Raw genomic sequence first — 26,999 nt, 5'->3', positions numbered from 1 at the left:
GACACCGGGTCCGCTACGGCCGCTCCGGGTCGGCGATGCCGATCGGGCCCTCCCGCGGGCCCTCCTCGCTGGCCGGCTGCACCGCCAGCGACGGGAAGTCGGCCAGGTCGCCCTCGGGCTCGGCGTCCCACTCCGGGAAGACCAGGTCGCTCTGGAGGTAGAGGCAGAGCAGCTGGGTGAGGTGGCGCAGCCCGTCCAGGTGGGTGCGCTCGTGGCCGTGGGTGGCGTCCACGCCGAAGCCGAGCAGGGCCACCCGGGCGTGCGCGCCGGCCTCGACCGCCGCCGCCACGTCGGAGCGGTAGTAGTCGAAGACGTCCCGGACCAGGTCGACGCCGTGCTCGCGGGCGATCGAGGCGAGGTTGCGGGTCAGGTGGTAGTCGAACGGGCCCACCCCGTCGCCCATCGCCAGGGTGGCCGCGTCCTCCCGGGACTGCTGGCCGGGGGCGACCACCGCCGCGTCCACCGAGACGATCTCGGCGACGTCCGGGTCGAGGCCGTGGCTGGCGCCGTGGCCGATCTCCTCGGTGACCGTGACCAGCAGGTGCGCGGTGACGGCCGGGGTGATCCCGGCGTCGACCATCGCCTTGAACGCGGTGAGCACGGCGGCCACGCCGGCCTTGTCGTCCAGGTGCCGCGACTTGACGTACCCGCTCGGGGTGATCGTCGGGTCGGGCAGGAACGCCACGAAGTCGCCCGCGTCGATGCCGAGCGCGCGCAGGCCGGCGATGTCGTCGACCGGCTCGTCGAGCCGTACCTCGACGTGCTCCCAGCCGACGCCCTGCACGTCGACGTCGTCGTTGTAGCGGTGCCCGCTGGCCTTCAGCGGCAGCACCTGACCGGTGATCACCCGGTCCAGGTCGTCGGTGAAGACCCGGACGTGCGCGCCCTCGGCGAACCGGGCGCTGTGCGTGCCGATGGTCTTCAGCTCCAGCCGGCCGTTCTCCTTGAGCCGCTTCACCATGCCGCCGATGGTGTCGGTGTGCACCACGATCGCCCGGTCGGCACCGGTCTGGCGGGGACCGGGCAGGCAGGCGCTCAGCGCCCCGCGCCGGGTCAGCGTGGAGGAGATGCCCAGCGCGGAGAGCCGCTCGCCGACGTACTGCTGCACGTGGTCGGTACGCCCCGACGGGCTGGGGATCTCCAACAGCTCCAGCAGCACCTGGCGCAGGTAGTCCAGGTCGATCTCCAGCGGCTTCGGGCTCACGCGGCGGCTCCCGGTCCGGCCGGGCTCCAGAGCCGCTGCGGGGCGCGGGTGCCGGGAAAGAGCAGGTCGACGAAGCGCTCGGCGGTCGGCTGCGGCTCGTGGTTGGCCAGCCCGGGCCGCTCGTTGGCCTCGATGAAGACGTGCTCCGCCCGGTCCGGCGCGGGTACCAGCAGGTCCAGCCCGGTGACCGGGATGTCCAGCGCCCGGCTCGCCGCCACGCAGGCCTCGGCGATCGCCGGGTGCAGCTCGGCGGTCACGTCGTGGATCGTGCCGCCGGTGTGCAGGTTGGCGGTCCGGCGGACGGCCAGCACCTCGCCCTCGGGCAGCACGTCGGTCATCCGGTACCCGGCCTCCGCGACCACCTCGCGGGTCATCTCGTCGACCGGGATGCGGGACTCGCCCCCGGTGGCGGCGGCCCGGCGGCGGCTCTGCCGGTCGATCAGCGCGGCGATGTCGTGCACCCCGTCGCCGGTCACCTGCGCCGGCCGGCGGACGGCGGCGGCCACCACCTCATGGTCGATCACGATCACCCGCAGGTCCTCGCCGTCGCGCAGCTCCTCGATCAGCACGTCCGGGCAGAACCGCCGGGCCAGCTCGACCGCCGAGGTCAGCGCCTCGGCGGTGCGCACGCCGACGGTGATGCCGTTGCCCTGCTCGCCCCGCGCCGGCTTGACCACCACCGGCCCGACCTCGGCGAGGAAGGCGAGGTCGTCCGGCCCGCCGGTGGCGGTCCGGCCGCGCGGCACCGACAGCCCCGCCTCGGTGAGGATCCGCCGGGTGACCCGCTTGTCGTCGCAGCGGCTCATCGCCACCGCCGAGGTCAGCTCGGACAGCGACTCGCGGGTGTGGATGGTCCGGCCGCCGTTGGTCAGCCGTAGTTCCCCCCAGCGCGGGTCGGTGACCTCCACCCGGATGCCGCGCCGCATCGCCTCGTCGGCGACGATCTTCGCGTACGGGTTGAGGTCGTCGTACCCGGCCGGGGTGGCGGGCAGGAAGAGCCGCTCGTTGATCGGGTTCTTCCGCTTCACGCAGAGCGTGGCGGTGCGGTGGAAGCCGAGCCGCTCGTAGAGGCGGATCGCGCCGGAGTTCTCGGCGAGGACGGACAGGTCGACGAAGGCCCGCCCCCGCTCGTCCAGCCGGTCGGCCAGCCCGGTCAGCAGCGCCTGCCCGGTGCCGGGCGGCGCGGTGTTGAAGTCGACGGTCAGGCACCAGAGGCTGGCGCCGTTCTCCGGGTCGGCGAAGACCGCCACGTGGTCCACGCCGGTGATGGTGCCGACGATCTCGCCGGTGGCGGCCTCGGCGACCAGGTGCAGGAAACGGTCGGTGCCGGCGTTGTCGACGAGCACGTCGACCGGGGCGGTGACCATGCCGTTGCGGGCGTAGATCCGGTTGACCGCGTCCGCGTCGTCGGCGTCGCGCAGCGGCCGGATCACCAGGCCGGGGACCTCGTCGTCGCCGCCGATGGCGGCCGGACGCCGCTCGCCCAGCGGCAGCCGGTAGGTCAGCGACGGGTCGATGAACAGCTCGTCCGGGAGCCGGGACACCAGCACGTGCGGGTCGCGCAGGTAGATGCAGATGTCGCGGGCGCCGGCCGCCTCCGAGCGCAGCACGTCCGCCACCGCCGCCTGGTCGGTGAAGGTCTGGCCGAAGACCAGCCGCCCCCAGCCGCAGTCCAGCACCACGCCCGCCGCGTCGGTGCCGCGCGGGCGGGGCGCCGGCGTGCCGGGCGCGATCGGGTCGCCGCCCGGGCCGATCCGCTCCCGGTGTCGGCCCGGCACCCGTTCCCGGTCGGTGGTCGTCACCGTGTCGGTCATGGTCGGTCGATCCCGTGGCTCTGGAGCCACATTTCCAGGAGTCCCAGCTGCCACAGCTTGTTTCCGTTCAACGGGGTCAGTTCGGCGTTCGGGTCGGCGAGCAGCGCGTCGACGTAGTCGGCGCGGAACAGGTCGCGGCGGCGGGCGGCCGGCGCGGAGAGCGCGTCGCGTACCCGGTCGAGCAGCTTGCCCTCCAGGTGGGTGAGGCCCGGCACCGGGAAGTAGCCCTTGGGCCGGTCGATCACCTCGTGCGGCAGGACCCGGCGCCCGATCTCCTTGAGCACCCCCTTGCCGCCCTGGGCCAGCTTCAGCTCGGGCGGGCAGCTCGCGGCCAGCTCCACGAACTCGTGATCCAGGAACGGCACCCGGGCCTCCAGCCCGTGCGCCATGGTCATGTTGTCCACCCGCTTCACCGGGTCGTCGGTGAGCATGATCTGGGTGTCGATCCGCAGGCCGGCGTCGACCGCGGTCTGCGCCCCCGGCCGGGCCAGGTGCGCCGCCACGAACTCCCGCGCCGGATCGCCGTCGGCCAGCCGGTCGGGGTTGAGCACCCGCGCCAGGCCGGCCGCGTCCCGGTCGAAGAACGCCCTGGCGTACGTCTGCACCGCCTGCTCCCGGTCGATGCCGGCCAGCGGCGGGTACCAGTGATAGCCGCCGAGGATCTCGTCGGCGCCCTGCCCGGACTGGACCACCTTGACGTGCCGCGACACCTCCTGGCTGAGCAGGTAGAAGGCGACGCAGTCGTGACTGACCATCGGCTCGCTCATCGCCGCGACGGCCGCCTCCAGCGGCGGCACCAGGTCGCCGGCGGCCACCTTGAGCTGGTGGTGGTCGGTGTCGAAGGTCTTCGCGACCAGGTCGGAGTAGACGAACTCGTCGCCCTCCCGGCCGCCGACGGAGTCGAAACCGATGGAGAAGGTGGACAGCCCGGACTGCCCCTCGCCGGCCAGCAGCGCGACCACCAGGCTGGAGTCCAGGCCGCCGGAGAGCAGCACGCCGACCGGCACGTCGGCGACCATCCGGCGGCGCACGGCGGTGGTCAGCGACTCCAGCAGGGCGTCCTGCCAGTCCCGCTCGGACCAGTCGGCCCGTTCGGCGGCCCGGGTGAACGACGGGTCCCAGTAGACCCGCTCGTGGGTGCGGCCGTCGGGCTCGTAGACCCGCACGGTGGCCGGGGGCAGCTTGGTGACGCCGCGCAGGATCGTCCGCGGCGGCGGCACGATGCTGTGGAAGCTGAGGTAGTGAGCGAGCGCCACGGTGTCGATCCCGGTGTCCACGCCGCCGCCCGCCAGCAGCGCCGGCAGGGTGCTGGCGAAGCGCACCGTGCCGGGCGTCTCGGCCAGGTAGAGCGGCTTGACGCCGAGCCGGTCCCGGGCCAGCACCAGCCGGCCGGTGTCCCGCTCGGTGATCGCCACGGCGAACATGCCGATCAGGTGGTCGACGAAGTCGAGCCCCCACTCGGCGTACGCCTTGACGACGACCTCGCTGTCGCCGGAGGAGAAGAAGCGGTGCCCCTTGGCCTGCAACTCCTCGCGCAGCTCGCGGTAGTTGTAGACGCATCCGTTGAAGACGCCGGTCAGCCCGGCGGCGGCGTCCACGATCGGTTGGCCGCTGGCCGCGGAGAGGTCGATGATCTTCAGGCGTCGATGTCCGAACGCTGTCGGTCCCTGGGACCAGACCCCACTGTCGTCCGGGCCTCGGTCACTCATCGTGGCCGCCATGCGCTCCACGGCCGACACGTCGGCCCGTGAACCGTCACGGCGAAACTCTCCCGCAAGTCCGCACATGCGAGCCCATGCTGCCAGAGGTTGTTGCAGTTCGCCTGTTGAGACGATGACAGTCGGGTGACGCTTCGCTATCATGCGTCGCTACCGTCGGTAGCCACCGCCCCGAGCCGGCGGTTCCTGTGCTGCCAGCGACCTATGCCGGAAATGTGCCGGGCCTGCGGTGTGAGGAACACCGCAGGCCCGGTATCGGACATTCCGGTCGGTCAGCTCCCGGTACGGGCCACGCCGACCGGGCAGCTCAGCCCGTTGGGGCCGTGGTTGCAGTACCCGTTCGGGTTCTTCGTCGGGGCGAGGTACTGCTGGTGGTAGTCCTCGGCAAAGTAGTACGTGCCGAGCGGCCTGATCTCCGTGGTGATCTCACCCTTGCCGGCCCGGGCCACGATCGGCGCGAACGCGTCCCGGGACGCCTGCGCGGTGGCCAGCTGCTCGTCGGTGGTGGTGTAGATCGCCGAGCGGTACTGGCTGCCCACGTCGTTGCCCTGGCGCATGCCCTGGGTCGGGTCGTGGTTCTCCCAGAAGACCTTGAGCAGGTCCTCGTAGCTGATCTTCGCGGGGTCGTAGACCACCTGGACCACCTCGGCGTGCCCGGTCATCCCCGAGCAGACCTCCTCGTACGACGGGTTCGGCGTGATGCCGCCCGCGTAGCCGGCGGAGGTGGTGATCACACCGGGCAGGGTCCAGAACAGCCGCTCCGCACCCCAGAAACAGCCCATGCCGAAGACGGCGACCTGGGAACCCTCCGGGAACGGACCCTTCAGCGTCGACGGCAGCACCTCGTGCCGGTCACCGATCGGCATCGCGATCGGGCGACCCGGCAGGGCCTGGTCGGGGGTGGGCAGTTCGGCCTTCATACGGCGAAGGAACACGTGGGTCTCCTTTCGGTACTTCTCCCCGCCTGCAACACCGCCGGGCCCCGGTTCCTTACCCGGGCCTGGCGGAGTCAGGCGGCGGCGGGCGAGAGGGCGGCGGCGACCCGGTCGGCGTACCCCTGCGCCTCGGCGTCGTCGGCGTAGCGGGTGCGCGGCCAGAAGAAGCCGCGCAGGCCGTCGCCCTTCGTCCGGGGCACCACGTGGGTGTGCAGATGCGGGACGGACTGGGACACCCTGTTGTTCATCGCCACGAACGTCCCACCGGCCCCGAGCCCGGTCTCGACCGCCACCGCGAGCCGCTGGACCAGGCCGAAGTAGCCGGGCAGCGCCGTGGCCGGCAGGTCGGTCAGGGTGATCAGGTGGGTGCGGGGCACCACCAGCACGTGGCCCTTGAAGACCGGCCGGGTGTCCAGGAAGGCAACCCCGTCCGGCTCGTCGGCCACCCGGAACGCCGGCACCTCGCCTGCCACGATCCCGCAGAACACACACCCGCTCACCCGGGCAGCGTAATGCCGGAACGGGGGGGTGCCCGCCCCCGCGACACGGGTCGATGGGCGTACGCCGCGGCGGCTGGCGGGGCGGAGTCCGGGCGCTGTGGAGCTGACGTCGTAGACGATTCACCCACCCGCGGCACCCGCCGGTCGTCTCCCAGTGAGCGGCAAGACCGGGGAGACGTAATGCGGGTGCATCTGTCGTCGTCCCAGCGACAAGAGACGCGCCCAGAGGAGACGGCGGCGGCGGTGACCGGCTTCACCGGGTGCGGGTGCGTCGCCTCGGGGTGGCCGGTGCGGGCCGTGAATCGTCTACGTCATCAGCTCCACAGGGAGCGTGGGGCACACCCGGACCGCGCCCGACGGGAGAGCGAGGCGACCCGCGGCCGGGTTCCGCCCGCCCCGGCGGACCGGCGGACTAACGTCTCGGTAATGAGTCACGGCTTCGAGACGCTCGCCATCCACGCCGGCCAGGACCCCGAGGCCCGCACCGGCGCGGTGATCCCACCGATCTACCAGACCAGCACCTACGCCCAGGACGCCGTCGGCGCGCCTCGGCACGGCTATGAGTACAGCCGCTCCGGCAACCCCACCCGGGACGCGCTCCAGGAGTGCCTCGCCGCCCTGGAGGGCGGCCCGGTGGCGCTCGCCTTCGCCAGCGGCCTGGCCGCCGAGGACACCCTGCTGCGCACCGTCTGCAAGCCGGGCGACCACGTGGTGATCCCGGACGACGCGTACGGCGGCACCTACCGGCTCTTCGCCCGGGTCGCCGAGCGCTGGGGGCTGGACTACACCCCCGCCAAGGTCTCCGACATCGACGCCGTGCGGGCCGCCATGCGTGCCACCACGAAGATCGTCTGGATCGAGACGCCGACCAACCCGCTGCTCGGCATCGCGGACATCGCCGCCCTGGCCGGCGTCGCGCACGACGCCGGGGCGCTGCTGGCGGTCGACAACACCTTCGCCTCGCCGTACCTGCAGCAGCCGATCGCGCACGGCGCGGACGTGGTGGTCCACTCGACCACCAAGTACATCGGCGGACACTCCGACGTGGTGGGTGGCGCGCTGATCGCCGCCGACGCCGGCCTCGGCGACGAGCTGCGCTACCACCAGAACGCGATGGGCGCGATCAACGGGCCCTTCGACGCCTGGCTGACCCTGCGCGGCATCAAGACCCTCGGGGTACGCATGGACCGGCACTGCGACAACGCCGAGCGGATCGCCGCGTACCTGGACGGGCACGCCAAGGTCGCCGAGGTGATCTACCCGGGCCTGCCCTCGCACGCCGGTCACGAGGTGGCCGCGAAGCAGATGCGCCGGTTCGGCGGCATGATCTCCTTCCGTGCCGCCGGTGGCGAGGAGCACGCCGTGGAGATCTGCAACCAGGCCAAGCTGTTCGTGCTCGCCGAGTCGCTCGGCGGCGTCGAGTCCCTGATCGAGCACCCGGGCCGGATGACACACGCAAGTGCTGCCGGCTCGCCGCTTGAAGTTCCCGGCGATCTCGTGCGACTGTCTGTCGGCATCGAGACGGTCGACGACCTGCTCGCCGATCTGGAGCAGGCGCTGGGCTGACCGCTGGCTGGGGAGGGTGGCCGTGCAGGACATCATGCCGACCTGGGTCGGAGCGACCGCCAAGCAGATCGCCCGGGGCGTACGCCGGGGCGATGTCTCGGCCACCCAGGTCGTCGCCGACCACCTGGACCACATCGCCCGGGTCGACGCCGACCTCGCCGCGTTCCGCACGGTACGCGGCGGGGAGGCGATCACCGAGGCGGAGAAGGTCGACGAGCAGGAGGACCTGGCCAACCTCCCGCTGGCCGGGGTGCCGGTGGCGGTCAAGGAGAACACCGCCGTCGCCGGCGTACCCACCTGGAACGGCTCGGCCGCCGTGCGTACCGGCGTCGCGGAGGCCGACCACGAGGTGGTCCGGCGGCTGCGCGGCGCCGGCGCGGTGATCCTCGGGGTGACCCGGATGCCGGAGCTGGGCCTCTGGGCCCTCACCGACGACGAGTCCGGGATCACCCGCAACCCGTGGGACACCCGTCGCACCCCCGGCGGCTCCTCCGGCGGCGCCGCCGCCGCGGTGGCCGCCGGGCTGGTGCCGATCGCGCACGGCAACGACGGGCTCGGCTCGATCCGGATCCCGGCCGCCTGCTGCGGCCTGGTCGGCCTGAAGCCGGGCCGGGGCGTGATCCCGGCCCAGCTCGGCGCGGAGGACTGGTTCGGCCTCACCGAGCACGGCATGCTCACCACCACCGTGGCGGACGCCGCGGTCGGGTTCCAGGTGCTCGCCGGGCGCCGGGCCGACAAGCTGGTCCCGCCGCCGAGGCTGCGGGTCGGCGTCTCGCTGCGCTCCCCGGTGCGCGGCGTCTCGCCGGACGCCCCCAACCGGGACGCGGTGGCCGCCGCCGGCCGGCTGCTTGCCGCCGCCGGCCACGACACCGTCCCCGCCGACCCGGTCTATCCGACCGCGCTCGGCCTCCAGGGCATCGCCACCTGGTTCGCCGCGGCCGCCGCCGACGTGCGCGCCGCCGGGATCGCCCGGCGTGACCTCCAGCGGCGCAGCCGCCGGCACGTCGCGCTGGGCGAGTGGGCGCAGCGACGGGGGTACGTCCGGGAGGCCGACCGGGCCGCCTGGCGCGAACGCTCGATCAACTTCTTCACCGACCACTCGGTGGACCTGCTGCTCACCCCGGCGCTGGCCGGCCCGCCGCCGGAGGCCGCCGCCTGGTCCGGCCGGTCGTGGGTGGCCAACATGAAGGCCAACATCCGGTACGCCCCGTACGCGGCGCCCTGGAACATCGCCGGTCTGCCGGCCATCGTGGTGCCGGTCGGCCGGCGCCCGGACGGCCTGCCCGTCGCCGTGCAGCTGGTCGGCCCGCCCGGTTCGGAGCTGCTGCTGCTCTCCGTCGCCGGGCAGTTCGAGATGCAGGCGCCGTGGACCCGGCACGCTCCCGGTTATCCGCGGGTCGGAACGGGGTCGCCGGCCGCCGCATGATCGTCTAGCGTGTGCGCACCCCCCTCGCCGCACCTCACTGGACGGTCCCCATGCTCTGCCAGACCTGCGGGGACGCCACGTCCCCGAGCTTCGACGAGTGCCAGAACTGCTACACCCCCCTCGGGCAGCCGGCCGTCACGCCGGGGCTGGAGACCTACTCGGTGCGCGGCATCGGGCTGGCCGCCTCGATCGCGGTCGGCGTGACCGCCGCGTTCTACCTGCTCTCCTCGCTCGCTCCGGTGGCCGGGATGGTGCTGGCGAGGCAGGCCGAACGCGACGGCAACAGCGAGGTGCTCCTCGGGGCCCTGCTCGTCGAGGGCTTGTTGACCCTGCCGTTCGTGGTGGCCTACCTGGCCGCCGCCGTGCTGGTCATCATCTGGACCTGGCGGGCGCGCAAGAACATCGACGCCTTCCCCGGCGCGCTGCCCGTCCTCGGTCAGGGTTGGGCGATCGCCGGCTGGCTGGTGCCGTTCGCCAACTTCGTGGTGCCCGTCCGGGTGGTGGCCAACATCGCCCGGGACAGCCTCTGGCGCCGGAGCACCCCGTGGCTGGTCGTCGTCTGGTGGGCGGCGTGGCTGGTCTTCAGCGTCGGCGAACGGCTGTTCACCCGCAAGAACGACCTCGAGTTCGCCCGGCTCCCCGAGACGGCCGTCGACCCCGAGGACTTCCAGGCGTACGTGGACTACTACCAGGGCGCCCTGGGCCGCAACGCGATCCCGGCGATCGCCTGCGTGGTGGCCGCCGCGTCGTTCATCATGCTGATCCGGAAGATCTCCGCCGCCCAGCAGGACCGGATCGCCCGCGCCACGCCGGCCTGGCCGTTCGCCCCGGTGCCCGGCGGGTTCGCCCCCGGCGCGCCCGGCACGTTCGCCCCGCCACAGCCGGTGGCCGCGCCCGCGCCGCAGCCGGTGGCCGCGCCCGCGCCGCAGCCGGTGGCCGCGCCCGCGCCGCAGGCCGCGGCCGACACGCCCCCGGCGTCGCCGCAGGTTCCCCCGGTGGCGGGTGGCACGATCGGGGCATGACGGAACTGGTCGGTCTCGCCGACGTACGAGCCGCGCGGGAACTGCTCGCCGGCGTCACCCGCACCACCCCGCTGGAGCCCTCCCGGCCGCTGAGCGCCAAGCTGGGCGGTCCGGCGTGGCTGAAGTGCGAGAACGTGCAGCGCGCCGGGTCGTACAAGGTGCGCGGCGCGTACGTGCGGATCGCCCGGCTGAGCGAGGAGGAGCGCGCCCGGGGCGTGGTCGCGGCCAGCGCCGGCAACCACGCCCAGGGCGTCGCCCTCGCCGCCGGCCTGCTGGGCGCCCACGCCACCGTGTTCATGCCGGTGAACGCGCCGCTGCCGAAGGTGGCCGCCACCAAGGGGTACGGCGCGCAGATCGAGCTGGTCGGCAACACCGTCGACGAGTCCCTGGTGGCGGCGCAGACCTACGCCGAGCGGACCGGCGCGGTGCTGATCCACCCGTTCGACCACCCCGACGTGATCGCCGGTCAGGGCACCGTGGCGCTGGAGATCCTCGAACAGTGCCCCGACGTGAAGACGATCATCACCGGGGTCGGCGGCGGTGGCCTGATCTCGGGCCTGGCGGTGGCGGCCAAGGCGCTGCGCCCCGACGTACGGGTGGTCGGGGTCCAGGCGGCCAGCGCGGCGGCCTTCCCGCCCTCGCTGATCGCGGGCGAGCCGGTACGCCTGCCGTCCTTCGCCACCATCGCCGACGGGATCGCGGTCGGCCGCCCGGGGGAGATCACCTTCACCCACGTCCGCAAGCTGGTGGACGAGATCGTCACGGTCTCCGAGGAGGACATCTCCCGGGCGCTGCTGATGCTGCTGGAGCGCGGCAAGCAGGTGGTCGAGCCGGCCGGCGCGGTGGGCGTGGCCGCGCTGCTGGCCGGGGTCGTCGAGGTGGAGGCGCCGGTGGTCGCGGTGCTCTCCGGCGGCAACATCGACCCGCTGCTGATGCTGCGGGTGATCGAGCACGGCCTGGCCGCGGCCGGGCGCTACCTGCGGGTCACGGTGCGCTGCTCGGACCGGCCCGGTCAGCTCGCCTCGCTGCTCACCGAGATCGCCGAGCACCGGGCCAACGTGGTCGACGTGGAGCACCAGCGGGCCAACCCGCACCTGCGCCTCGGCGAGGTCGAGGTAGCGCTCTCGGTGGAGACCAGGGGCGTCGAGCATTCGGACACGCTGATCAGCGCCCTGCGGGCCAGCGGCTACCAGGTGGTCTTCGCGGCCGAGGCGTGACACCGGCGACGGTGCCACGCCTCGGGGCGTACGCGATGGGAACCGCCGGGTCGCGCGGACCCGGCGGGGCCGGACTCAGCCGGAGAACGGCTCGAAGCTGACCACGGTCACCTTGATGTCGGCGCCGCTCGGCGCCGTGTAGGTGCAGGTCTGGCCCGGGCGGCCGCCCAGGATCGCCTTGCCGAGCGCCGACTCCGGGCTGTAGACCGTCAGGTCGGTGGTGGAGGCGATCTCCCGCGAGCCGAGCAGGAACGTCTCGGTGTCGTCCTGGTCGTCGTCGAAGTAGATCGTCACGACCATGCCGGGCGACACCGAGTCGGCGGTCGGCGCCTCGCCGACCTTGGCGGTGCGCAGCAGCTCCTTGAGGTAGAGGATGCGCCCCTCGGCCTTGCCCTGCTCCTCGCGGGCGGCGTGGTAGCCACCGTTCTCCCGCAGGTCGCCTTCCTCGCGCCGGGCGTTGATCTCGGCGGCGATGACCGGCCGGTTGGCGATGTGCTGGTCGAGCTCGGCCTTCAGGCGGTCGTACGCGTCCTGGGACAGCCAGGTGGCGGGCGCCTCGTTGTCATTGGTGGACACAGGCGTACTCCTCGATCGTGCGGAACTGGCTGACAGGTGAGTTACCAAGTTACCAGTGCGGCACACCCGCGGGTGTCGTCGATCACCCCCGGCGGTGGTGCCCGACCGGTGGTCCCGGGGCGTCCGCTCCGGCCGGCGGGTCAGCCGGCGGGTCGGCAGCGGACGACCTCGCCGATGAAGGGCCGCGCGGTGGTGGCGATCCGGTGCTGGGTGGTGGCGTGCCGCGCCCCGGGCCGGGCGCTCACCGCGACCTCGTCCCGACCGACCTCGGTGCCGTCGTGGGAGCGGGCCCGCAGCACGCACACCGCGGAGCCGCCCTCGGGCAGGGTGACCCGGAAGTCGACCCGCACCCCGGTGTCGGTGACGTCGGTGTAGGTGATCACCTCGGCGTCGTACGCCGGGTCGCCGTACCGGGCGTAGAGCTGCGTCGCGACCAGGCCCAGCCCGGCGACCAGGGCGGCCGCCAGCAGCCAGACCAGCAGCGGCCGGCGGCGGCCCGGCTCGCGGCGGCGGCCGTACCGTCCGGGCGGGAACGCGGGCGCGCCCGGGGTGATTGTGGCGTGCGTCTCGGTCACCGGCGGGTATCTCCTGGCGTTGTTGTCGGAAGCATCGGCAAGAATGGGAGAGTTCCACGCTCCCAGCCCGTCCTGCCGTCAAGGATGACAGGTCGGCGCCGGCAGGGTCCGGCACGGGGGAGGATTCCGGCAGGTCAGCCGGGCGGCCCGGGGTGGGCCGTCGGCCGGCACAGACGAGGAGCGCCCACAGTGGCAGAGCAACTGCGTCTCATGGCGGTGCACGCGCACCCCGACGACGAGTCGAGCAAGGGCGCCGCGACCATGGCGAAATACGTCGCGGAGGGTGTCGACGTCCTGGTCGTGACGTGCACCGGCGGCGAGCGCGGCAGCGTGCTCAACCCGAAGATGGACCGGCCCGACGTCTGGGCCAACATCGGCGAGATCCGCCGCGCCGAGATGGACGCCGCCCGGGCGATCCTCGGCGTCGAGCAGGCCTGGCTCGGCTTCGTCGACTCGGGGCTGCCCGAGGGCGACCCGCTGCCACCGCTGCCCGAGGGCTGCTTCGCCCTGGAGGACGTCGAGGTCGCCGCGGGTCCGCTGGTGCGGCTGATGCGCGAGTTCCGTCCGCACGTCGTCACCACGTACGACGAGGAGGGCGGCTACCCGCACCCCGACCACATCATGACCCACAAGGTGAGCGTGGCCGCCTTCGAAGCGGCCGGCGACCCGGAGCGCTACCCGGAGCTCGGCGAGCCCTGGCAGCCGCTCAAGCTCTACTACGACATCGGCTTCTCCAAGGGCAAGATCATGGCGCTGCACGAGGGCATGCTCGCCGCGGGCCTGGCCTCGCCGTACGAGGAGTGGCTCAAGCGCTGGGACGACCGTCCCGACAAGGGCCCGCGGATCACCACCCGGGTGGAGTGCGCCGACTACTTCCCGGTCCGCGACGACGCGCTGCGCGCCCACGCCACCCAGATCGACCCCGACGGCTTCTGGTTCCACGTGCCGATGGAGCTGCAGCGGCGCGCCTGGCCCACGGAGGACTTCCAGCTCGTCCGCTCGCTGGTCGACAGCCCGCTGCCCGAGTCGGATCTCTTCGCCGGGGTGCGCGAGACGGCCCATGCCCGCTGACCGGGCGGGGAGCTACGCTGAAACCCCACCGCACATCGGAGAAACACCATGCTGACCGCCGCTGCCCAGGTGCTCGCGGAGAACAACTTCGGTGACACCCGCACGGGTGGTCTGGCCGGGCCGATGGGCCTCTTCCTCATCCTGCTCCTGGCCGCTGCCACCATCCTGCTGATCCGCAACATGAACGCCCGGCTGCGCCGGCTGCCCGACCGGTTCCCCACCCAGGGGCAGGCCGACACGTCGGCCACCGATCCGGCGGACGGGACCTCGACGCAGGAATCCCGCACGGACACCCCCAACGGCCACCAGCAGCACCGAAACGGCTAGTCGGAGCGTGATTCACGCCGATCTGGGTCGTCAGCCCCTGTTGCGACCACCCGGATTGGCTTAGCCTTCCGCCGGGGGGACCGAAAAGTCCCTGAGCCGTGCGCGGGAGGGGGCGCCATGACCGTCGCAGCAGCGTCCGTCCCGGGCAGCCCCCCGGCGGACGGAGCGGGCCGGTGACGTCCGGCCGGGCCGGCGACCAGGTCGACCGGCCCGATCCGGGCGGCACGCCGCCGCGGGTGCTCCTGTTGATCACCGCCGTCACGCTGACCGCCTTCACGGCGGTCCTGATCGGCCTGACCGTCCCCGTCACGCTTCCGCCGGACGATGCACTGCCCGCCCCCGCGCGGTTCGGCATCGCGCTCGCCGCGTTCGCGGTCGCCCAACTGGCCCGGCTGAGGTTCCGCACCGCCACCGGCATGGTCAGCATCACCTGGGGCGAGGCCGCGCTGATCGTCTGCCTCTACCTCGTACCGGCGGGGTGGCTGCCGGCCGCGGCGCTGCTCGGCACCGGCCTGGCCTGGACGGGGATGTCCCTGGCCGTCGACCGCCGGCCCCCGCTCGAGGTGCTGCGGATCGCCGCCTCGTTGACCGCCGCCGTCGCGCTCGCCGTAGCGGTCGCCACCACGCTCGGCGCGCCGCTGCTGGCCGTGCCCACCCCCGGGCTCGCGCTCGCCCTGATCGCCGGCTCGGTGAGCTACCTGCTCGCCACCGCCTGCCTCGGCGGCGCCAACCTGGCGCTGCGCCACGGCGTCGCCATCGGCCCGCCGGTGCTCGCCGCGCTCCGGGGCAAGATGCTGATGTTCGTCGGCAACGTCGCGGTCGGCCTGGTCGTGGTCGCCCTGGTGGAGATCGACGCCCGCTGGCTGCTGCTGCTTCCGCCCCTGCTCTGGCTGCTCCAGCAGACCTACCGGCACCGGCTCCGGGCCGACCAGGAACGACGGGACTGGCGGGCCTTCGCGGAGGCGACCGCCGCGCTCAACCAGCTCGACGAGCGCGGGGTGGCCACCGCCGCGGTGACCGGCGCGCTGACCCTCTTCGGCGCGGAGCTGGTCGACGTCGACGTCGCACGGGGCGACGGCCGCTGGCGCCGGTACCGGGGGGACGCCTCCGGCCAGGTGCGCGACCGCGAGGTCGGGCCGCCCGCCCGGCCGTCCACGGCGGAGCACGAGCTGGCCCGCCCGCTGACCGTTGGCGATGTCGAGGTCGGCGAGCTGCGGGTCCGCTTCCCTGCCACGGCGCCACCGAGTGCCCGCGAGCGGGACGCCGTGGCCGCCTTCTCCGACGCCCTCGCCGCCGCGCTGCACGACGCGGCCACCCACCGCGAGCTGCGGCTGGTCAGCGCGCGGTCGTCGTACGAGGCGGTGCACGACGCGCTGACCGGGCTGGTGAACCGGGCGGCCATGCTCAGCAAGGGCGACCAGGCGCTGCGGCAGCTCGCCCACGACCACCCGGTGGCGCTGCTGCTGCTGGACATCGACCAGTTCAAAGAGGTCAACGACACCCTCGGGCACGCGGCCGGCGACCAGCTGCTGCGGCTCACCGCCAACCGGCTCGGCACCCTCGCCCGCCGGGGCGACCTGCTGGGGCGCCTCGGCGGGGACGAGTTCGCCCTGCTGCTGACGTCGGTCCCGGTGATCGGCGACCGGTCCGCCCCGATGGCGTACGCGCTGCGCCAGGCCCGGGAGATCGCCGAGCGGCTGGCCGCGCCGACCGAGGTGGCCGGGGTGCGGATGTCCGTGGAGGTGTCGGTGGGGGTGGTGGTGGCCGGGGCGGGCACCGCCGACCTGACCGAGCTGCTGCGCCGGGCCGACATCGCCATGTACCAGGCCAAGGAGGGCGGCGGCAGCGTCGCCGCGTACGACAGCGCCCGGGACGCCGCGAGCACCGACCAGCTGGCGCTGCTGGCGGAGCTGCGGGAGGCGTTGCAGGCCGACGACCAGTTGGTGCTGGCCCTGCAACCGGCGGTCGACCTGGCCACCGGCGCCCCGACCGGGGTGGAGGCGCTGATCCGCTGGCGGCACCCGCGGCGCGGCTGGCTCGGCCCGGTCGACTTCATCCGCCCCGTGGAGAACAGCGAGCAGCTCGGCGCCTTCACCCGGTACGTGCTGGACAAGGCGCTCGCGGTGGCGGCCGACTGGGCCCGGGACGGCCTGGACGTGCCGATCTCGGTGAACCTGTCGGCCCGTAGCCTGCTCGACCCCCGGCTGCCGGCCGAGATCGCCGACGCGCTGCGCCGCCACCAGGTGCCGCCGCACCGGTTGGTCCTGGAGATCACCGAGACGGTGGTGATGAGCGAGCTGGAGGTGATCGACGAGGTCCTGGCCACGGTCCGCGCGATGGGCGTGCAGCTCGCCGTCGACGACTTCGGCACCGGCTTCTCGTCGCTGACCTTCCTGACCCGGATCGCGGTCGACGAGCTCAAGGTGGACCGCTCGTTCGTGATCCGGATGGCCGAGTCACCGGAGGCCGCGGCGATCGTCCGGACCACCGTCGGGCTCGCCCACGAGCTGGGGCTGCGGGTGGTCGCGGAGGGGGTGGAGACCGCCGAGCAGCGGCTCGCCCTGGCCGAGTTGGGCTGCACCGCCGCCCAGGGATACCACTTCTTCAAGCCGATGCCGGCCGACAAGATCGGCGCGGTGCTCGGCACGCTGCGCGAGTCGGCCGAGTCGAACGTCTTCCCGCTGCGCGCCGACGGCGCCTCCTGACCCACCGCCCGTTCGCGAGATGCGGCGTGTCGGGGTGTCCGGGCGGGCGGGACACCCCGACACGCCGCAAACGGGGCCAGGGCCGCGGGCAGCAGCCCGGCCGGGCGGTCAGGCGCGGGGGAGGACCTCGCCGACGACGGTCGGCAGCGCCGCCCAGTCGGCGGAGACGATGCTGGCGTGCGCCGCCGCCAGTTGGGCGACCCGGGCCCGGGCGGCGTCCGGGTCGGTGTTCCCCACCTTCGGCGGCACGTTCTGCGCGTCGGTCATCACCAGCAGATAGTGGTTGGTGGCGTACCAGGAGGTGTCGATGCCGCCGCCGACGTACGCGCTCGCGTCGCCGTCGAAGACGACGAACCACGGCCGCAGGCTCAGCTCGGTGTAGCGGGTGCGCGGGTCGCCGGCCTGGGCGTTGTGCACGGCGGGGAACGCCTGGGCCCGGGCGAGGCTGCCGGCCGACGCCAGGCCGGCGAGGTGACGGGCGTACTCGACGTCGGTGCGGAGCGTGTCGGTGGGGTTTCCCTCCTCGACGGTGCCTGGGATCAGCTCGACGAGCACCTTGCCGGCGAGCTGCTGGCGGGTCGGCCAGGCGTCGGCCCGGGCGGCGGCGTCCAGCGAGGCGTACCCGCCGCGGAGGTCGACCGGGCGGAAGATCCGGTCGCCGAGCCGGGCGGCGAGCAGCGCGTCGAGCTGGACCGGTCCCTGCCCGGTACGGGCGCTGAACCCGGTCTTCAGCTCCAGCTTGAGCTGCACCGGCCCGGCGTCGGGGTGGGCGCCCAGCCAGAGCCGGATGTCGTCCAGGCAGTGTTCGAGGTTCTTGTTGCGGGTGCCGGTGTAGAGCTGCGCCGCGCTGGTGGCGGCGACGCAGTTGTTGTCGTTGCCGAGCGGGTTGGAGTGGCTGACCCGCCACTGTCGCGTGATCACGTCCGGCCAGACGTCCAGCTCGATCATCCCGGGCCGGGCGTCGAGCGCCTGCGCCAGGTAGGTGTAGGTGCCGCGCTCGTACGCGTTGTGGGTGCCGACGGCCGTGGTCCCGGAGATCCGGGTGGCGGGGTCCACGGCGGCGGCTGCGGGTTGTCCGGTGAGGACGACCGCGAGCACCGCGACCGAGGTGAGTACGGACAGACGACGGGATCCGCGCATGCGTGCCTCCTCGCGAGGCCGGCGACGATCGCCGGCATGCACAGATATAAATAGATGAAAGTGAACTACGGAAGGCCCCGTCATTGCCGTCGGTCCGACCGGCGCGGGCCCGCCCGGCTGGATATGGTCGTCGGGTGAACCGACTCGCCGACGCGACCTCGCCGTACCTGCTCCAGCACGCCGACAACCCGGTCGACTGGTGGCCCTGGGGCGCGGAGGCGTTCGCGGAGGCGAAGCGGCGCGACGTGCCGGTGCTGATCTCGGTGGGCTACGCGGCCTGCCACTGGTGTCACGTGATGGCGCACGAGTCGTTCGAGAACGAGCAGGTCGGGGCGCTGGTCAACGACGACTTCGTGGCGATCAAGGTGGATCGGGAGGAACGGCCGGACGTCGACGCGGTCTACATGACCGCCACCCAGGCGATGACCGGGCAGGGCGGCTGGCCGATGACGGTCTTCGCCACCCCCGACGGCACCCCGTTCTTCTGCGGCACGTACTTCCCCCGGGCGAACTTCGTCCGGCTGCTGGAGTCGGTCGCCACCGCGTGGCGCGACCAGCGTGAGGCGGTGCTGCGCCAGGGCGCCGCCGTGGTCGAGGCGATCGGCGGCGCCCAGGCCGTCGGCGGCCCGACCGCCCCGCTCACCGCCGAGCTGCTGGACTCCGCCGCCGACCAGCTCTCCCGCGAGTACGACGCGACGAACGGCGGCTTCGGCGGGGCGCCGAAGTTCCCGCCGCACATGAACCTGCTCTTCCTGCTCCGGCACCACCGGCGCACCGGCTCGCCGCGCAGCCTGGAGATCGCCCGGCACACCGCCGAGGCGATGGCCCGGGGCGGCATCCACGACCAGCTCGCCGGCGGCTTCGCCCGCTATTCGGTGGACGCGCACTGGACCGTGCCGCACTTCGAGAAGATGCTCTACGACAACGCCCTGCTGCTGCGGTGCTACGCCGAGCTCTGGCGGCTCACCGGCGACCGGATGGCCCGGCGGGTGGCCCGGGACACCGCCCGGTTCCTCGCCGACGAGCTGCACCGGGCGGGGGAGGGCTTCGCCTCCGCGCTGGACGCCGACACCGAGGGCGTCGAGGGGCTGACCTACGCCTGGACCCCGGCCCAGCTCGTCGAGGCGCTCGGCGAGGAGGACGGCCGCTGGGCCGCCGACCTCTTCGAGGTCACCGAGGAGGGCACCTTCGAGCACGGCACGAGCGTGCTGCGGCTGGCCCGCGACGTCGACGACGCCGACCCGGAGATCCGGGCCCGCTGGCGGGACGTCGTCGGCCGGCTGCTCGTCGCCCGGGACACCCGCCCGCAACCGGCCCGCGACGACAAGGTGGTCGCCGCCTGGAACGGCCTGGCGATCACCGCGATAGCCGAGTTCCTCCGGGTCGCCGCCCTCTACGCCTCGCCCGACGACGAGGACGCCAACCTGATGGAGGGCGTCACCATCGTCGTCGACGGTGCGATGCGCGACGCCGCCGAGCACCTGGCCGCCGTGCACATCGTGGACGGGCGGCTGCGCCGGGCGTCCCGGGACAAGGTGGTCGGCGAGCCGGCCGGCGTGCTGGAGGACTACGGCTGCGTGGCCGAGGCGTTCTGCGCGATGCACCAGCTCACCGGCGAGGGGCGCTGGCTGGAGCTGGCCGGTGGGCTGCTCGACGTGGCCCTGGCCCGGTTCGCCGCCCCGGGCGGCGGCTTCTACGACACCGCCGACGACGCCGAGCAGCTGGTCGCCCGGCCGGCCGACCCGACCGACAACGCCACCCCGTCGGGGCGCTCGGCGATCGTGGCGGCGCTGGTGGCGTACGCGGCGCTGACCGGGGAGAGCCGGTACCGGGAGGCGGCCGAGGCGGCGCTGGCCACCGTCGCGCCGATCGTCGGGCGGCACGCCCGCTTCACCGGCTACGCGGCGACGGTGGGGGAGGCGCTGCTCTCCGGGCCGTACGAGATCGCGGTGGCCACCGACGACCCGGTGGGTGACCCGCTGGTGGCGGCCGCCGTGCGGCACGCCCCGCCCGGCGCGGTGGTGGTGGCGGGCCGACCGGACCAGCCGGGGGTGCCGCTGCTCGCGGACCGGCCGCTGGTCGACGGGCGGCCCACCGCGTACGTCTGCCGGGGTTTCGTCTGCCAGCGGCCGGTGACCTCGGTCGACGACCTGGTCGCCCAGCTCGGCTGACGCCCGGAGTCGATCTGGCGGGCCGTGCCCCTCGCGATGGTGATCGCCGGCCGCCCGGATAGGCTGGCGGCGCTATGGATTCCCGTACCGGTCTGCCCGTCGTCGGCATGGTGGGCGGAGGCCAGCTGGCCCGGATGACCCACCAGGCCGCCATCGCCCTCGGCCAGTCACTGCGCGTGCTGGCGCTCGCCCCGGACGACGGCGCCGCCCTGGTCGCCTCCGACGTCCAGTACGGCGACCATACCGACCTCTCCGCGCTGCGCACCTTCGCCAAGGGCTGCGACGTGGTCACCTTCGACCACGAGCACGTGCCCACCGAGCACATCCGCGCCCTCGCCGCCGAGGGCGTGAAGCTCTTCCCGGCCGCCGACGCCCTGCTGCACGCGCAGGACAAGCGGATCATGCGGGAGCGCCTCGGTGCACTGGGCGCGCCGAATCCGGCCTGGCGGCCGGTCGCCGAGCCCGCCGACCTGGTCGCCTTCGGCGAGCAGACCGGCTGGCCGGTGGTGTTGAAGGCCGCCCGCGGCGGCTATGACGGCCGGGGCGTCTGGATGGTCGACGACCGGACCCGGGCCGCCGAGCTGGCCGCGACGCTGCTCGCCGGCGGCACCTCGCTGATCGTCGAGGAGCGGGTGGCGCTGCGTCGGGAGCTGGCCGTGCAGGTGGCTCGCTCGCCGTTCGGGCAGGTCGCCGCGTACCCGGTGGTGGAGACCGTGCAGCGGGACGGGATCTGCGTCGAGGTGCTCGCCCCCGCGCCCGACCTGCCGGAGGAGCTGGCGCTCGCCGCCCAGCAGCTCGCCATCGACCTGGCCACCGCGCTCGACGTGGTCGGCCTGCTGGCGGTGGAGCTGTTCCAGACCGACGCCGGCCTGGTCGTCAACGAGCTGGCCATGCGGCCGCACAACTCGGGGCACTGGACCATCGAGGGTGCCCGGACCTCGCAGTTCGAGCAGCACCTGCGGGCCGTGCTCGACTACCCGATGGGGGACACCTCGCTGACCGCGCCGGTGGTGGTGATGGCGAACGTGCTCGGCGGCGAGCCGGGCGGCATCTCCATCGACGAGCGACTGCACCACCTCTTCGCCGCCGAGCCGGGCGCCAAGGTCCACCTGTACGGCAAGCAGGTGCGGCCGGGCCGCAAGATCGGGCACGTCACGGTGCTCGGCAACGACCTGGACGAGGTACGGGCACGGGCGGCGCGGGCCGCTTCCTGGCTGCGGGAGGGGCGAGCGTGAGCACCGTCGGGCTGATCATGGGCAGCGACTCGGACTGGCCGGTGATGAAGGCCGCCGCCGAGGCGCTGGACGAGTTCGGGGTGCCCTACGAGGTGGGCGTCGTCTCCGCCCACCGCACCCCGGTCAAGATGATCGAGTACGGCCGCTCCGCCGCCGACCGTGGCGTCAAGGTGATCATCGCCGGGGCGGGCGGCGCGGCCCACCTGCCCGGCATGGTCGCCTCGGTGACCCCGCTGCCGGTGATCGGCGTGCCGGTGCCGCTGAAGCACCTCGACGGGATGGACTCCCTGCTCTCCATCGTGCAGATGCCGGCCGGGGTGCCGGTGGCCACCGTGTCGATCGGCAACGCCCGCAACGCGGGCCTGCTCGCCGTCCGCATCCTGGCCGCCGCGGACCCGGCGCTGCTGAAGCGGATGACCGCCTTCCAGGCGAGCCTGGAGGAGATGGTGGCCGAGAAGGACGCCGCCCTCCGCGCCTCCCTCGCCTGACCGCTCCACACACCCGACGACGGCGCTCACTGTCAGTGATCCCAGGCGGCATCACCCAGCGTGCCCACCGTGCCGCGCCCCCGGATCCCAGGTTCGCTCCCTTTGCTCTGCCGCCTCAACGGCAACACCGCCTTGAACAGCCGAAACCCGATACGCCCGGGGATCGACCCCTCGACGGGTCCTCACTCGGCGTGAGTGTCGCGTGGAGGGCAGCAGAGCAAACGCGGCGCGGGGTCGGGCGCGGGCGGGAGCTTTCGTCACCCGCGACCACCCGTCCCCCGGCCCGACCCCCACGCGACCACCCGTCCCCCGGCCCGACCCCACGCGACCACCCCGCACGCTCTGCGCAACACGGCACCCACGCCACAGGGACCCTCCGATTCACCTCATGCCACGCAGCGCGGTCTGCAACCGCTCCTGGGCACGGCGGCGGCGCTCGTTGCTCGCGCCCAGCACCAGCAGCACCACGCCGACCGGGATCAGCACCAGCCACGGGCCGAGGCTGAACAGCGCGTGCACCGCCGCGATCGCGGTCACCGTGGCGCCGACGATCACTGGCGCCTGCTGCCGGCTCGTGGTGCCGAAGATCAGCACCGCCACCGCGCCGAGCAGCAGCAGCACCTGCCGCAGCATGCTGGACTCGGTCGCCAGCACGATCGCCAGGGTCGGCACGAACGCGGTGACCAGCGCCGGCCCGTACGCCACCCAGCTCGACAGGTCCGGCCGGTGCCGCAGCTCCAGCACCCCCACCAGCAGGGCGAGCGCCGCGAACGGCAGCGTGTACGCCTCCGGCAGCGCCACGTCGGCGACCCGCATCATGATCCACCAGGCGGTGATCTCGCAGGCCACCACCGCCCAGAACAGGATCTGCCGTTCCAGCGGGCGGCGGCCCGGCCGGCTCGCGGCGATCCCGAGCACCGCACCCCAGGCGGCCAGCAGGGCGGCGATGTGCCGGGGCGAGTCGTACGCCAGCGCCAGGGCGATCAGCGCGGCCGCGTACCCGGCCCACTCCACGGTGGCCGCCTCGGGCTGCGCCTCGGGGCGGCGCAGCCTCGGCAGGGTCGCCGCGAACACCTGCAACGCCGCGCCGACCGCCAGCACCCCGAACGCCGACCAGACGGCGGCGAGCCCGGCGACCAGCCCGGCGGTGAGCACGAAGAGCTGCGCCATCAGCGAGGCGAAGAGCCAGCCGAGGATGCGCGCCCGCTGGGTGGTGCCGTAGAGCGCCGCGACGGTGCCGACGCCCACCGCCCCGCCCAACGTGAACAGGGTCAGGCCCTGGGTGCCGAGGCTGCCGGCCAGCCCGGCGCCGCCGCCGGCCAGCCCGATCGCGAAGACCAGCACCCGGGTGACCCGCAGCGACCGGGCCGGCTCGGCCAGCGGCGGCGGCGGGGTCAGCGCGAGCCCGAGCATCGAGATGGTGAAGACCGCCAGCGCCGCCAGGGCGCTCTCCGGCCAGGCGTGGCCGAGCGCCACCGGGGTGATCAGCAGGGTCACCGCCAGCCCCGGCAGGACCACCGGTACGGCCCGCGCGCGCCGCCCGCCGCTGAGCCCGGTGGCCGCCAGCGCCGCGGTCGCGGTGAGCAGCAGCGCGGTCAGCACGTGGGTCGGGTCGACCGCCTCCGGGGGCGGGGTGAGCAGCTCCGGCGGCGGTCCCTGCCAGACCCGGGAGAGCATCCGGTGCGGCTCCACCAGGGCGATGTAGAGCAGCGGCGCGAGCGAGGCCAGGGCCAGAGCCGTCGGCAGCGCCGCCGCGGCGAAGGCGCCGACGGCCGGGCTGATGCGCCAGCGGCGCCGGGTGCCGTCGTCCGGCAGCCGGCGCAGCGCGCCGTCCAGCAGCACGGCCCACCGGCGTACCGGCTGGGCCGAGCCGACCGGCGGGACGGTGGCCGCCCGGACCAGCTCGGCGAGCACCCCGAGCAGCGCCGCCGCAGCGGCGTACACGCCGGAGGGGAGGTGGGCGAAGATGGCGGCCAGCGCGCTGACCGTCGCGCCGCCGACGATCGCCGCGCTCGCGTACGGCAGGTACTGCGGCACCTGGCGGCGGACCGCGGCGACCCCGGCCAGCCCGATGCTGGACGCCGCCAGCGCGCCGGTCAGCACCACCTGGGCCGAGTGGCCGAACTCGGCGGCCAGCGCGGCGACCGCGCCCGGCAGCGCCAGCAGGGCCGCCCCGGCCGCCGCGCCGCCGATCCGCACCAGGTGCGGCGGCATCCCCTCGGTCTCCACGTCCTCCGCCAGCGACGGGGCGAGCCCGCGGGCCAGCGCCGCGACGACCAGGCCGATCAGCGCGATGGCGCCCAGCGCCAGCGCGGTGGTCCACGGCCGGACCAGCCCGGCCGCCGCAGCGTGCAGCGCCACCGCACCGGCCGCGACTGCCCGGGAGAGCCCGGCGCGCGGGTCGGCCGAGGCCACCGCCGCCATTCCGAGGACCGTGGCGACCATCGTCCCGACCAGCACCGGCGACCACCAGGGCAGGTCGAACGCGGCGGGCGCCCCGATGGTGGCGAGCACGACCGCCGCACCGGCGATGTCGTACTTCCACGGCGGCGGAAGCAGGATCCCGGCCGCCGTGCCGAGCATCGCCAGCGCCACCGGCGCCTGCCAGGTGCTGCCGCCGGTGGGTGCGGCCGGCCAGCCGGTGAGGTCACCGGCCCAGATCGGGCCGGGCGTGGCGAGCACGCCGACCCCGCCGCGCAGCGCCGACCAGCCGGCGAGCAGGCCGATCAGGATGCCCCCGACGGCGATCCCGAGCACCGGACCGCGGCGCCACCCCTCCGGCATCGCCCGGGCGGCGACGGCGACCAGCAGCACCAGCGCGGCGGCCACCGCGAGCTGTCCGCCGGCGGAGATCACCGCCGCGATCCGGGCCAGCGTGGCGATCAGCGCGGCGGTGACCGCCGCGGCGGCCAGGTCGGAGCCGTCGAGGGCGAGGTCGGAGCGGCGGCCCGCGTCGATCCGCGGGGCGAGCAGCAGCAGCACGGTGGCGACCAGCAGCAGCCCGCCCACCCAGGCGTCGGCGGCGGTGGTGCCGGGGGCGCCGAAGGCGGCGGCGACGACCGCGAGCGCGCCGAGCGCCGTGCCGGCCGCGTGCGGCAGCGCGATGTGTCGCTGGGAGACCTGCACCATGGCCGCGTAGCCCAGCGTGACGCAGACGGCGAGGAAGGCGGCGGCCAGGATCGGGACGGTCAGCTCGCGCAGCATCGCCGGGGTGGGCGTCGGGACGGCCGGTTCGGTGGCGGCGACGAAGGCGGCCACCGCGCCCGGTAGCGCGAACGACGCCCCGCCGGCCGCCCAGCCGGAGAGCGTGTCGGCCGCCGCCGGGGTGATCCGCACCCGGGGCGCGAGCGCGACCAGCGCCCCCGCCACGACGAGGGTGACCAGCGCCGCCGCGGTCAGCGCGGGCCGGCTCAGCGCGGCCCCGGCGCCGATCACGCCCACCACCGTCGCGGTGACGGCGTGCACCAGCGCGGCTCGGGTGGTGGCGGCGGAGAGGCCGAGCACCCCGATGCCCACCGCGGCCAGCACCATCGGCCAGGGCGCGGCCGCCCAGCCGAGGCCGAGGGAGGCCGGCACGGCGAGCGCGGTCAACCCGGCGCCGACCACGGCGAACTCGCGGCGGATCTCGGGAGGCAGGGCGAGCACCGCCGCCACGGTCAGCAGCAGGGCGCTGGCGGCGAGCTGCCAGGCCGCCGGGCCGACCGCTGCGGCCAGCTCGCCGGGGAACCGGGTCAGGTCGGCGTTCCAGGCCGGTAGGGCCGCGCGGGCCGGGGCCAGGCCGGCGCGCAGGGCGCCGCCGGCGACGACCACCCCGCTGACCGTGAGCGCCGCTGCGGCGGCGAACTGCGGTCCGCGCCGGGCCGCTTCCGGTACGGCCCGCACGGCCAGCCCGGTGAGGGTGATGACGGCGGCGATCAGCAGCAGTGCCCGACCGGGGTAGGCGACCGAGGCGATCCGGCCCAGCGCCCCGATGACGGCCAGCGTCATGATGCCGGCGGCCACGTCGGGCAGCGGCGGTCGCCGCAGCACCAGCGCGCCGGCCAGGGCCACCGCCGCGGCCAGCAGCAGCGCCGCGCCGGCCACCGTGGCCACCGGTACGGTGGCCGCCCGCAGCAGCGCGGTGACCGCGTACGCCAGGGCGAGCGCCACCGCCGCGCCGTGCAGCAGCCAGGTCACCTCGGGCAGCCAGGGCACCGGCCGGACGACCTCGCCCGGTGCCGGGGCGGCCGCCGTCTCGCCGAGCACCTCGCCGGCCTCCTCGGGCGCCGCCTCGGGCCGACCCTCGGTGGCGGTGCGCTGCCGGGGCGCCGGCGGGTCGACCGGCAGGTCGCGGCGGACCGGGCGTTCCAGCAGCAGCGACGAGCGGGCCAGCCAGAGGTCGAGCACGGCGACGACGGTCAGCGCGAACGCCCACCCGCCGGGGCCGGTGATCCGGTCGTACGCCAGCAGCGGCACCACCGGTTGGACGGCGAGCACGGCGGCGAAGCGGGGCGCGCGCAGGCCGGTGCCCCGGGCGTACCCGAGGGCGACGGCGGCGGTGACCGCGAAGATCACCCCGGAGAAGACCGCACCGGAGGCACCGCCGGCGCCGATCCGGTCCACCGCCCACAGCGCGTACCCGGCCAGCGGTACCAGCAGCAGGCCGACCGCGGCGATCGTCTCGGCGGTCGAGGTGAGCCCGCGCCGGGCGAGCACGGGTGGGGCGAGCAGCAGCAGCACGGTGGCGACCAGCAGGATGCCCAGCCGGGCGAGGGCGTCCATCGAGCTGGTCGCGACGGCGGCGAAGACCACCGCGGCCACGGCCAGCAGCAGCGCGCCGAGCCCCAGCGGGATGTTCTGCACCTCGCGGGAGGACGCCTCCGGCGGGTGCTCCGGATCGTCGGCGTCCAGCCAGGTGGCGGCGGCGCGCGGGGGCGGCGGCGGGCCGTCGTCGGACCCGGGCGGCGCGGCGCCCTGCCGGGGCACCCGGGGCGGGGCGCCGGTGGCTGCGGTCGGGGGCCGGCGGCCGGGCTTGCGGCGCAGCACCCGGCGCGGGCGGGTGGCCTGCCTGGTCCGCTCCTCACCGGCGTGGGCGAGGATGTCGCGCTGGAAGAGGGCGGCCTGCATCTTGGCGGCGATCTGCCGCTGCTCGGCGAGGATGGCCGCCTCGCGCGCCTTCATCTCCGCGATGGACCGCTCGATCTCGGCCAGGTGTTCCCGCCACTGCGGCTGCTCGGCGCCGCAGTGCGGGCAACGGGCGGCCGGCTGAATCTGCCGCCCGCACGAGGAGCACTGAAAGCTCTCCACGACACCCCTCCACCCGGCCGGCC

General features: G+C 74.5%; 19 protein-coding genes. 10 read left to right on the top strand and 9 right to left on the bottom strand.

What is annotated here, in order from left to right:
* Window positions 1-13: 13 nt before the first annotated feature.
* The 5 genes from V6U89_RS05650 to V6U89_RS05630 form a co-directional block, all read right to left on the bottom strand.
* On the bottom strand, window positions 14-1,204 hold the full coding sequence (locus V6U89_RS05650; protein WP_334569561.1) for an osmoprotectant NAGGN system M42 family peptidase: 1,191 nt from the start codon (window positions 1,202-1,204) through the stop codon (window positions 14-16).
* On the bottom strand, window positions 1,201-3,018 hold the full coding sequence (ngg, locus tag V6U89_RS05645) for an N-acetylglutaminylglutamine synthetase (RefSeq protein WP_334569560.1): 1,818 nt from the start codon (window positions 3,016-3,018) through the stop codon (window positions 1,201-1,203). Before ngg ends, V6U89_RS05650 begins: the two co-directional genes overlap by 4 nt.
* Window positions 3,015-4,805: an N-acetylglutaminylglutamine amidotransferase gene (locus tag V6U89_RS05640; RefSeq protein WP_334569559.1), complete on the bottom strand. Its 1,791-nt coding sequence runs from the start codon at window positions 4,803-4,805 to the stop codon at window positions 3,015-3,017. Before V6U89_RS05640 ends, ngg begins: the two co-directional genes overlap by 4 nt.
* Before the next feature lie 203 nt (window positions 4,806-5,008).
* Window positions 5,009-5,671: a peptide-methionine (S)-S-oxide reductase MsrA gene (msrA, locus tag V6U89_RS05635; protein ID WP_334569557.1), complete on the bottom strand. Its 663-nt coding sequence runs from the start codon at window positions 5,669-5,671 to the stop codon at window positions 5,009-5,011.
* Between the two features lie 74 nt (window positions 5,672-5,745).
* Window positions 5,746-6,171 (bottom strand): HIT family protein, encoded by a 426-nt coding sequence (locus V6U89_RS05630; protein ID WP_334569554.1) that lies wholly within the window; start codon window positions 6,169-6,171, stop codon window positions 5,746-5,748.
* 426 nt (window positions 6,172-6,597) lie between these two features.
* Here V6U89_RS05630 and V6U89_RS05625 point away from each other — a divergent pair, with 426 nt between their 5' ends.
* The 4 genes from V6U89_RS05625 to ilvA are packed head-to-tail and all read left to right on the top strand — an operon-like array spanning window position 6,598 to window position 11,402.
* Window positions 6,598-7,737, top strand: coding sequence for a cystathionine gamma-synthase (locus V6U89_RS05625; RefSeq protein ID WP_334569553.1), 1,140 nt, complete (start codon window positions 6,598-6,600; stop codon window positions 7,735-7,737).
* 16 nt (window positions 7,738-7,753) lie between these two features.
* Window positions 7,754-9,163, top strand: coding sequence for an amidase (locus V6U89_RS05620; protein ID WP_334569552.1), 1,410 nt, complete (start codon window positions 7,754-7,756; stop codon window positions 9,161-9,163).
* An 11-nt stretch (window positions 9,164-9,174) separates the two neighbouring features.
* A complete protein-coding gene (locus V6U89_RS05615) occupies window positions 9,175-10,185 on the top strand; it encodes a DUF4328 domain-containing protein (RefSeq protein ID WP_334569551.1) in 1,011 nt (336 codons plus the stop codon).
* The gene (gene ilvA, locus V6U89_RS05610; protein ID WP_334569550.1) at window positions 10,182-11,402 is read left to right on the top strand and encodes a threonine ammonia-lyase; all 1,221 of its coding nucleotides are present in this window, start codon (window positions 10,182-10,184) and stop codon (window positions 11,400-11,402) included. The genes V6U89_RS05615 and ilvA overlap by 4 nt, the downstream gene beginning before the upstream one ends.
* Window positions 11,403-11,477: 75 nt before the next feature.
* On the opposite strand, the gene greA is transcribed toward ilvA, so the two are convergent.
* The gene (gene greA / locus V6U89_RS05605) at window positions 11,478-11,978 is read right to left on the bottom strand and encodes a transcription elongation factor GreA (protein WP_154939421.1); all 501 of its coding nucleotides are present in this window, start codon (window positions 11,976-11,978) and stop codon (window positions 11,478-11,480) included.
* Between the two features lie 140 nt (window positions 11,979-12,118).
* Complete coding sequence (locus V6U89_RS05600) at window positions 12,119-12,553, bottom strand: DUF4307 domain-containing protein (RefSeq protein ID WP_334569549.1); 435 nt, start codon at window positions 12,551-12,553, stop codon at window positions 12,119-12,121.
* A 189-nt stretch (window positions 12,554-12,742) separates the two neighbouring features.
* Between V6U89_RS05600 and mca the strand changes: the two genes are divergently transcribed.
* From mca to V6U89_RS05585, 3 genes are all read left to right on the top strand, one after another.
* Window positions 12,743-13,624: a mycothiol conjugate amidase Mca gene (gene mca / locus V6U89_RS05595; RefSeq protein ID WP_334569548.1), complete on the top strand. Its 882-nt coding sequence runs from the start codon at window positions 12,743-12,745 to the stop codon at window positions 13,622-13,624.
* Window positions 13,625-13,675: 51 nt separating this feature from the next.
* Window positions 13,676-13,951: a hypothetical protein gene (locus tag V6U89_RS05590; RefSeq protein ID WP_435820024.1), complete on the top strand. Its 276-nt coding sequence runs from the start codon at window positions 13,676-13,678 to the stop codon at window positions 13,949-13,951.
* A gap of 242 nt (window positions 13,952-14,193) precedes the next feature.
* Window positions 14,194-16,656, top strand: coding sequence for a putative bifunctional diguanylate cyclase/phosphodiesterase (locus V6U89_RS05585; protein ID WP_442933876.1), 2,463 nt, complete (start codon window positions 14,194-14,196; stop codon window positions 16,654-16,656).
* Between the two features lie 108 nt (window positions 16,657-16,764).
* On the opposite strand, the gene V6U89_RS05580 is transcribed toward V6U89_RS05585, so the two are convergent.
* The gene (locus V6U89_RS05580; RefSeq protein ID WP_334569546.1) at window positions 16,765-17,796 is read right to left on the bottom strand and encodes a phosphatidylinositol-specific phospholipase C domain-containing protein; all 1,032 of its coding nucleotides are present in this window, start codon (window positions 17,794-17,796) and stop codon (window positions 16,765-16,767) included.
* A 134-nt stretch (window positions 17,797-17,930) separates the two neighbouring features.
* Here V6U89_RS05580 and V6U89_RS05575 point away from each other — a divergent pair, with 134 nt between their 5' ends.
* The 3 genes from V6U89_RS05575 to purE all read left to right on the top strand — a co-directional run bounded on the left by V6U89_RS05575 (window position 17,931) and on the right by purE (window position 21,690).
* On the top strand, window positions 17,931-19,967 hold the full coding sequence (locus tag V6U89_RS05575) for a thioredoxin domain-containing protein (protein ID WP_334569545.1): 2,037 nt from the start codon (window positions 17,931-17,933) through the stop codon (window positions 19,965-19,967).
* 74 nt (window positions 19,968-20,041) lie between these two features.
* Complete coding sequence (locus V6U89_RS05570; RefSeq protein ID WP_334569544.1) at window positions 20,042-21,202, top strand: 5-(carboxyamino)imidazole ribonucleotide synthase; 1,161 nt, start codon at window positions 20,042-20,044, stop codon at window positions 21,200-21,202.
* Window positions 21,199-21,690: a 5-(carboxyamino)imidazole ribonucleotide mutase gene (gene purE / locus V6U89_RS05565; RefSeq protein WP_334569543.1), complete on the top strand. Its 492-nt coding sequence runs from the start codon at window positions 21,199-21,201 to the stop codon at window positions 21,688-21,690. The genes V6U89_RS05570 and purE overlap by 4 nt, the downstream gene beginning before the upstream one ends.
* A 381-nt stretch (window positions 21,691-22,071) precedes the next feature.
* Here the strand turns inward: purE and V6U89_RS05560 are convergent, their stop codons facing one another.
* Window positions 22,072-26,976, bottom strand: coding sequence for an SCO7613 C-terminal domain-containing membrane protein (locus tag V6U89_RS05560; RefSeq protein ID WP_334569542.1), 4,905 nt, complete (start codon window positions 26,974-26,976; stop codon window positions 22,072-22,074).
* Window positions 26,977-26,999: the final 23 nt, after the last annotated feature.

It is taken from the genome of Micromonospora sp. CPCC 206171, assembly GCF_036906755.1.
In the GTDB taxonomy this organism is placed as follows: Bacteria; Actinomycetota; Actinomycetes; order Mycobacteriales; family Micromonosporaceae; genus Micromonospora; species Micromonospora purpureochromogenes.
The sequence above is the reverse complement of the archived record's forward strand: the minus strand, read 5'-3'. Positions and strand labels throughout refer to the sequence as shown.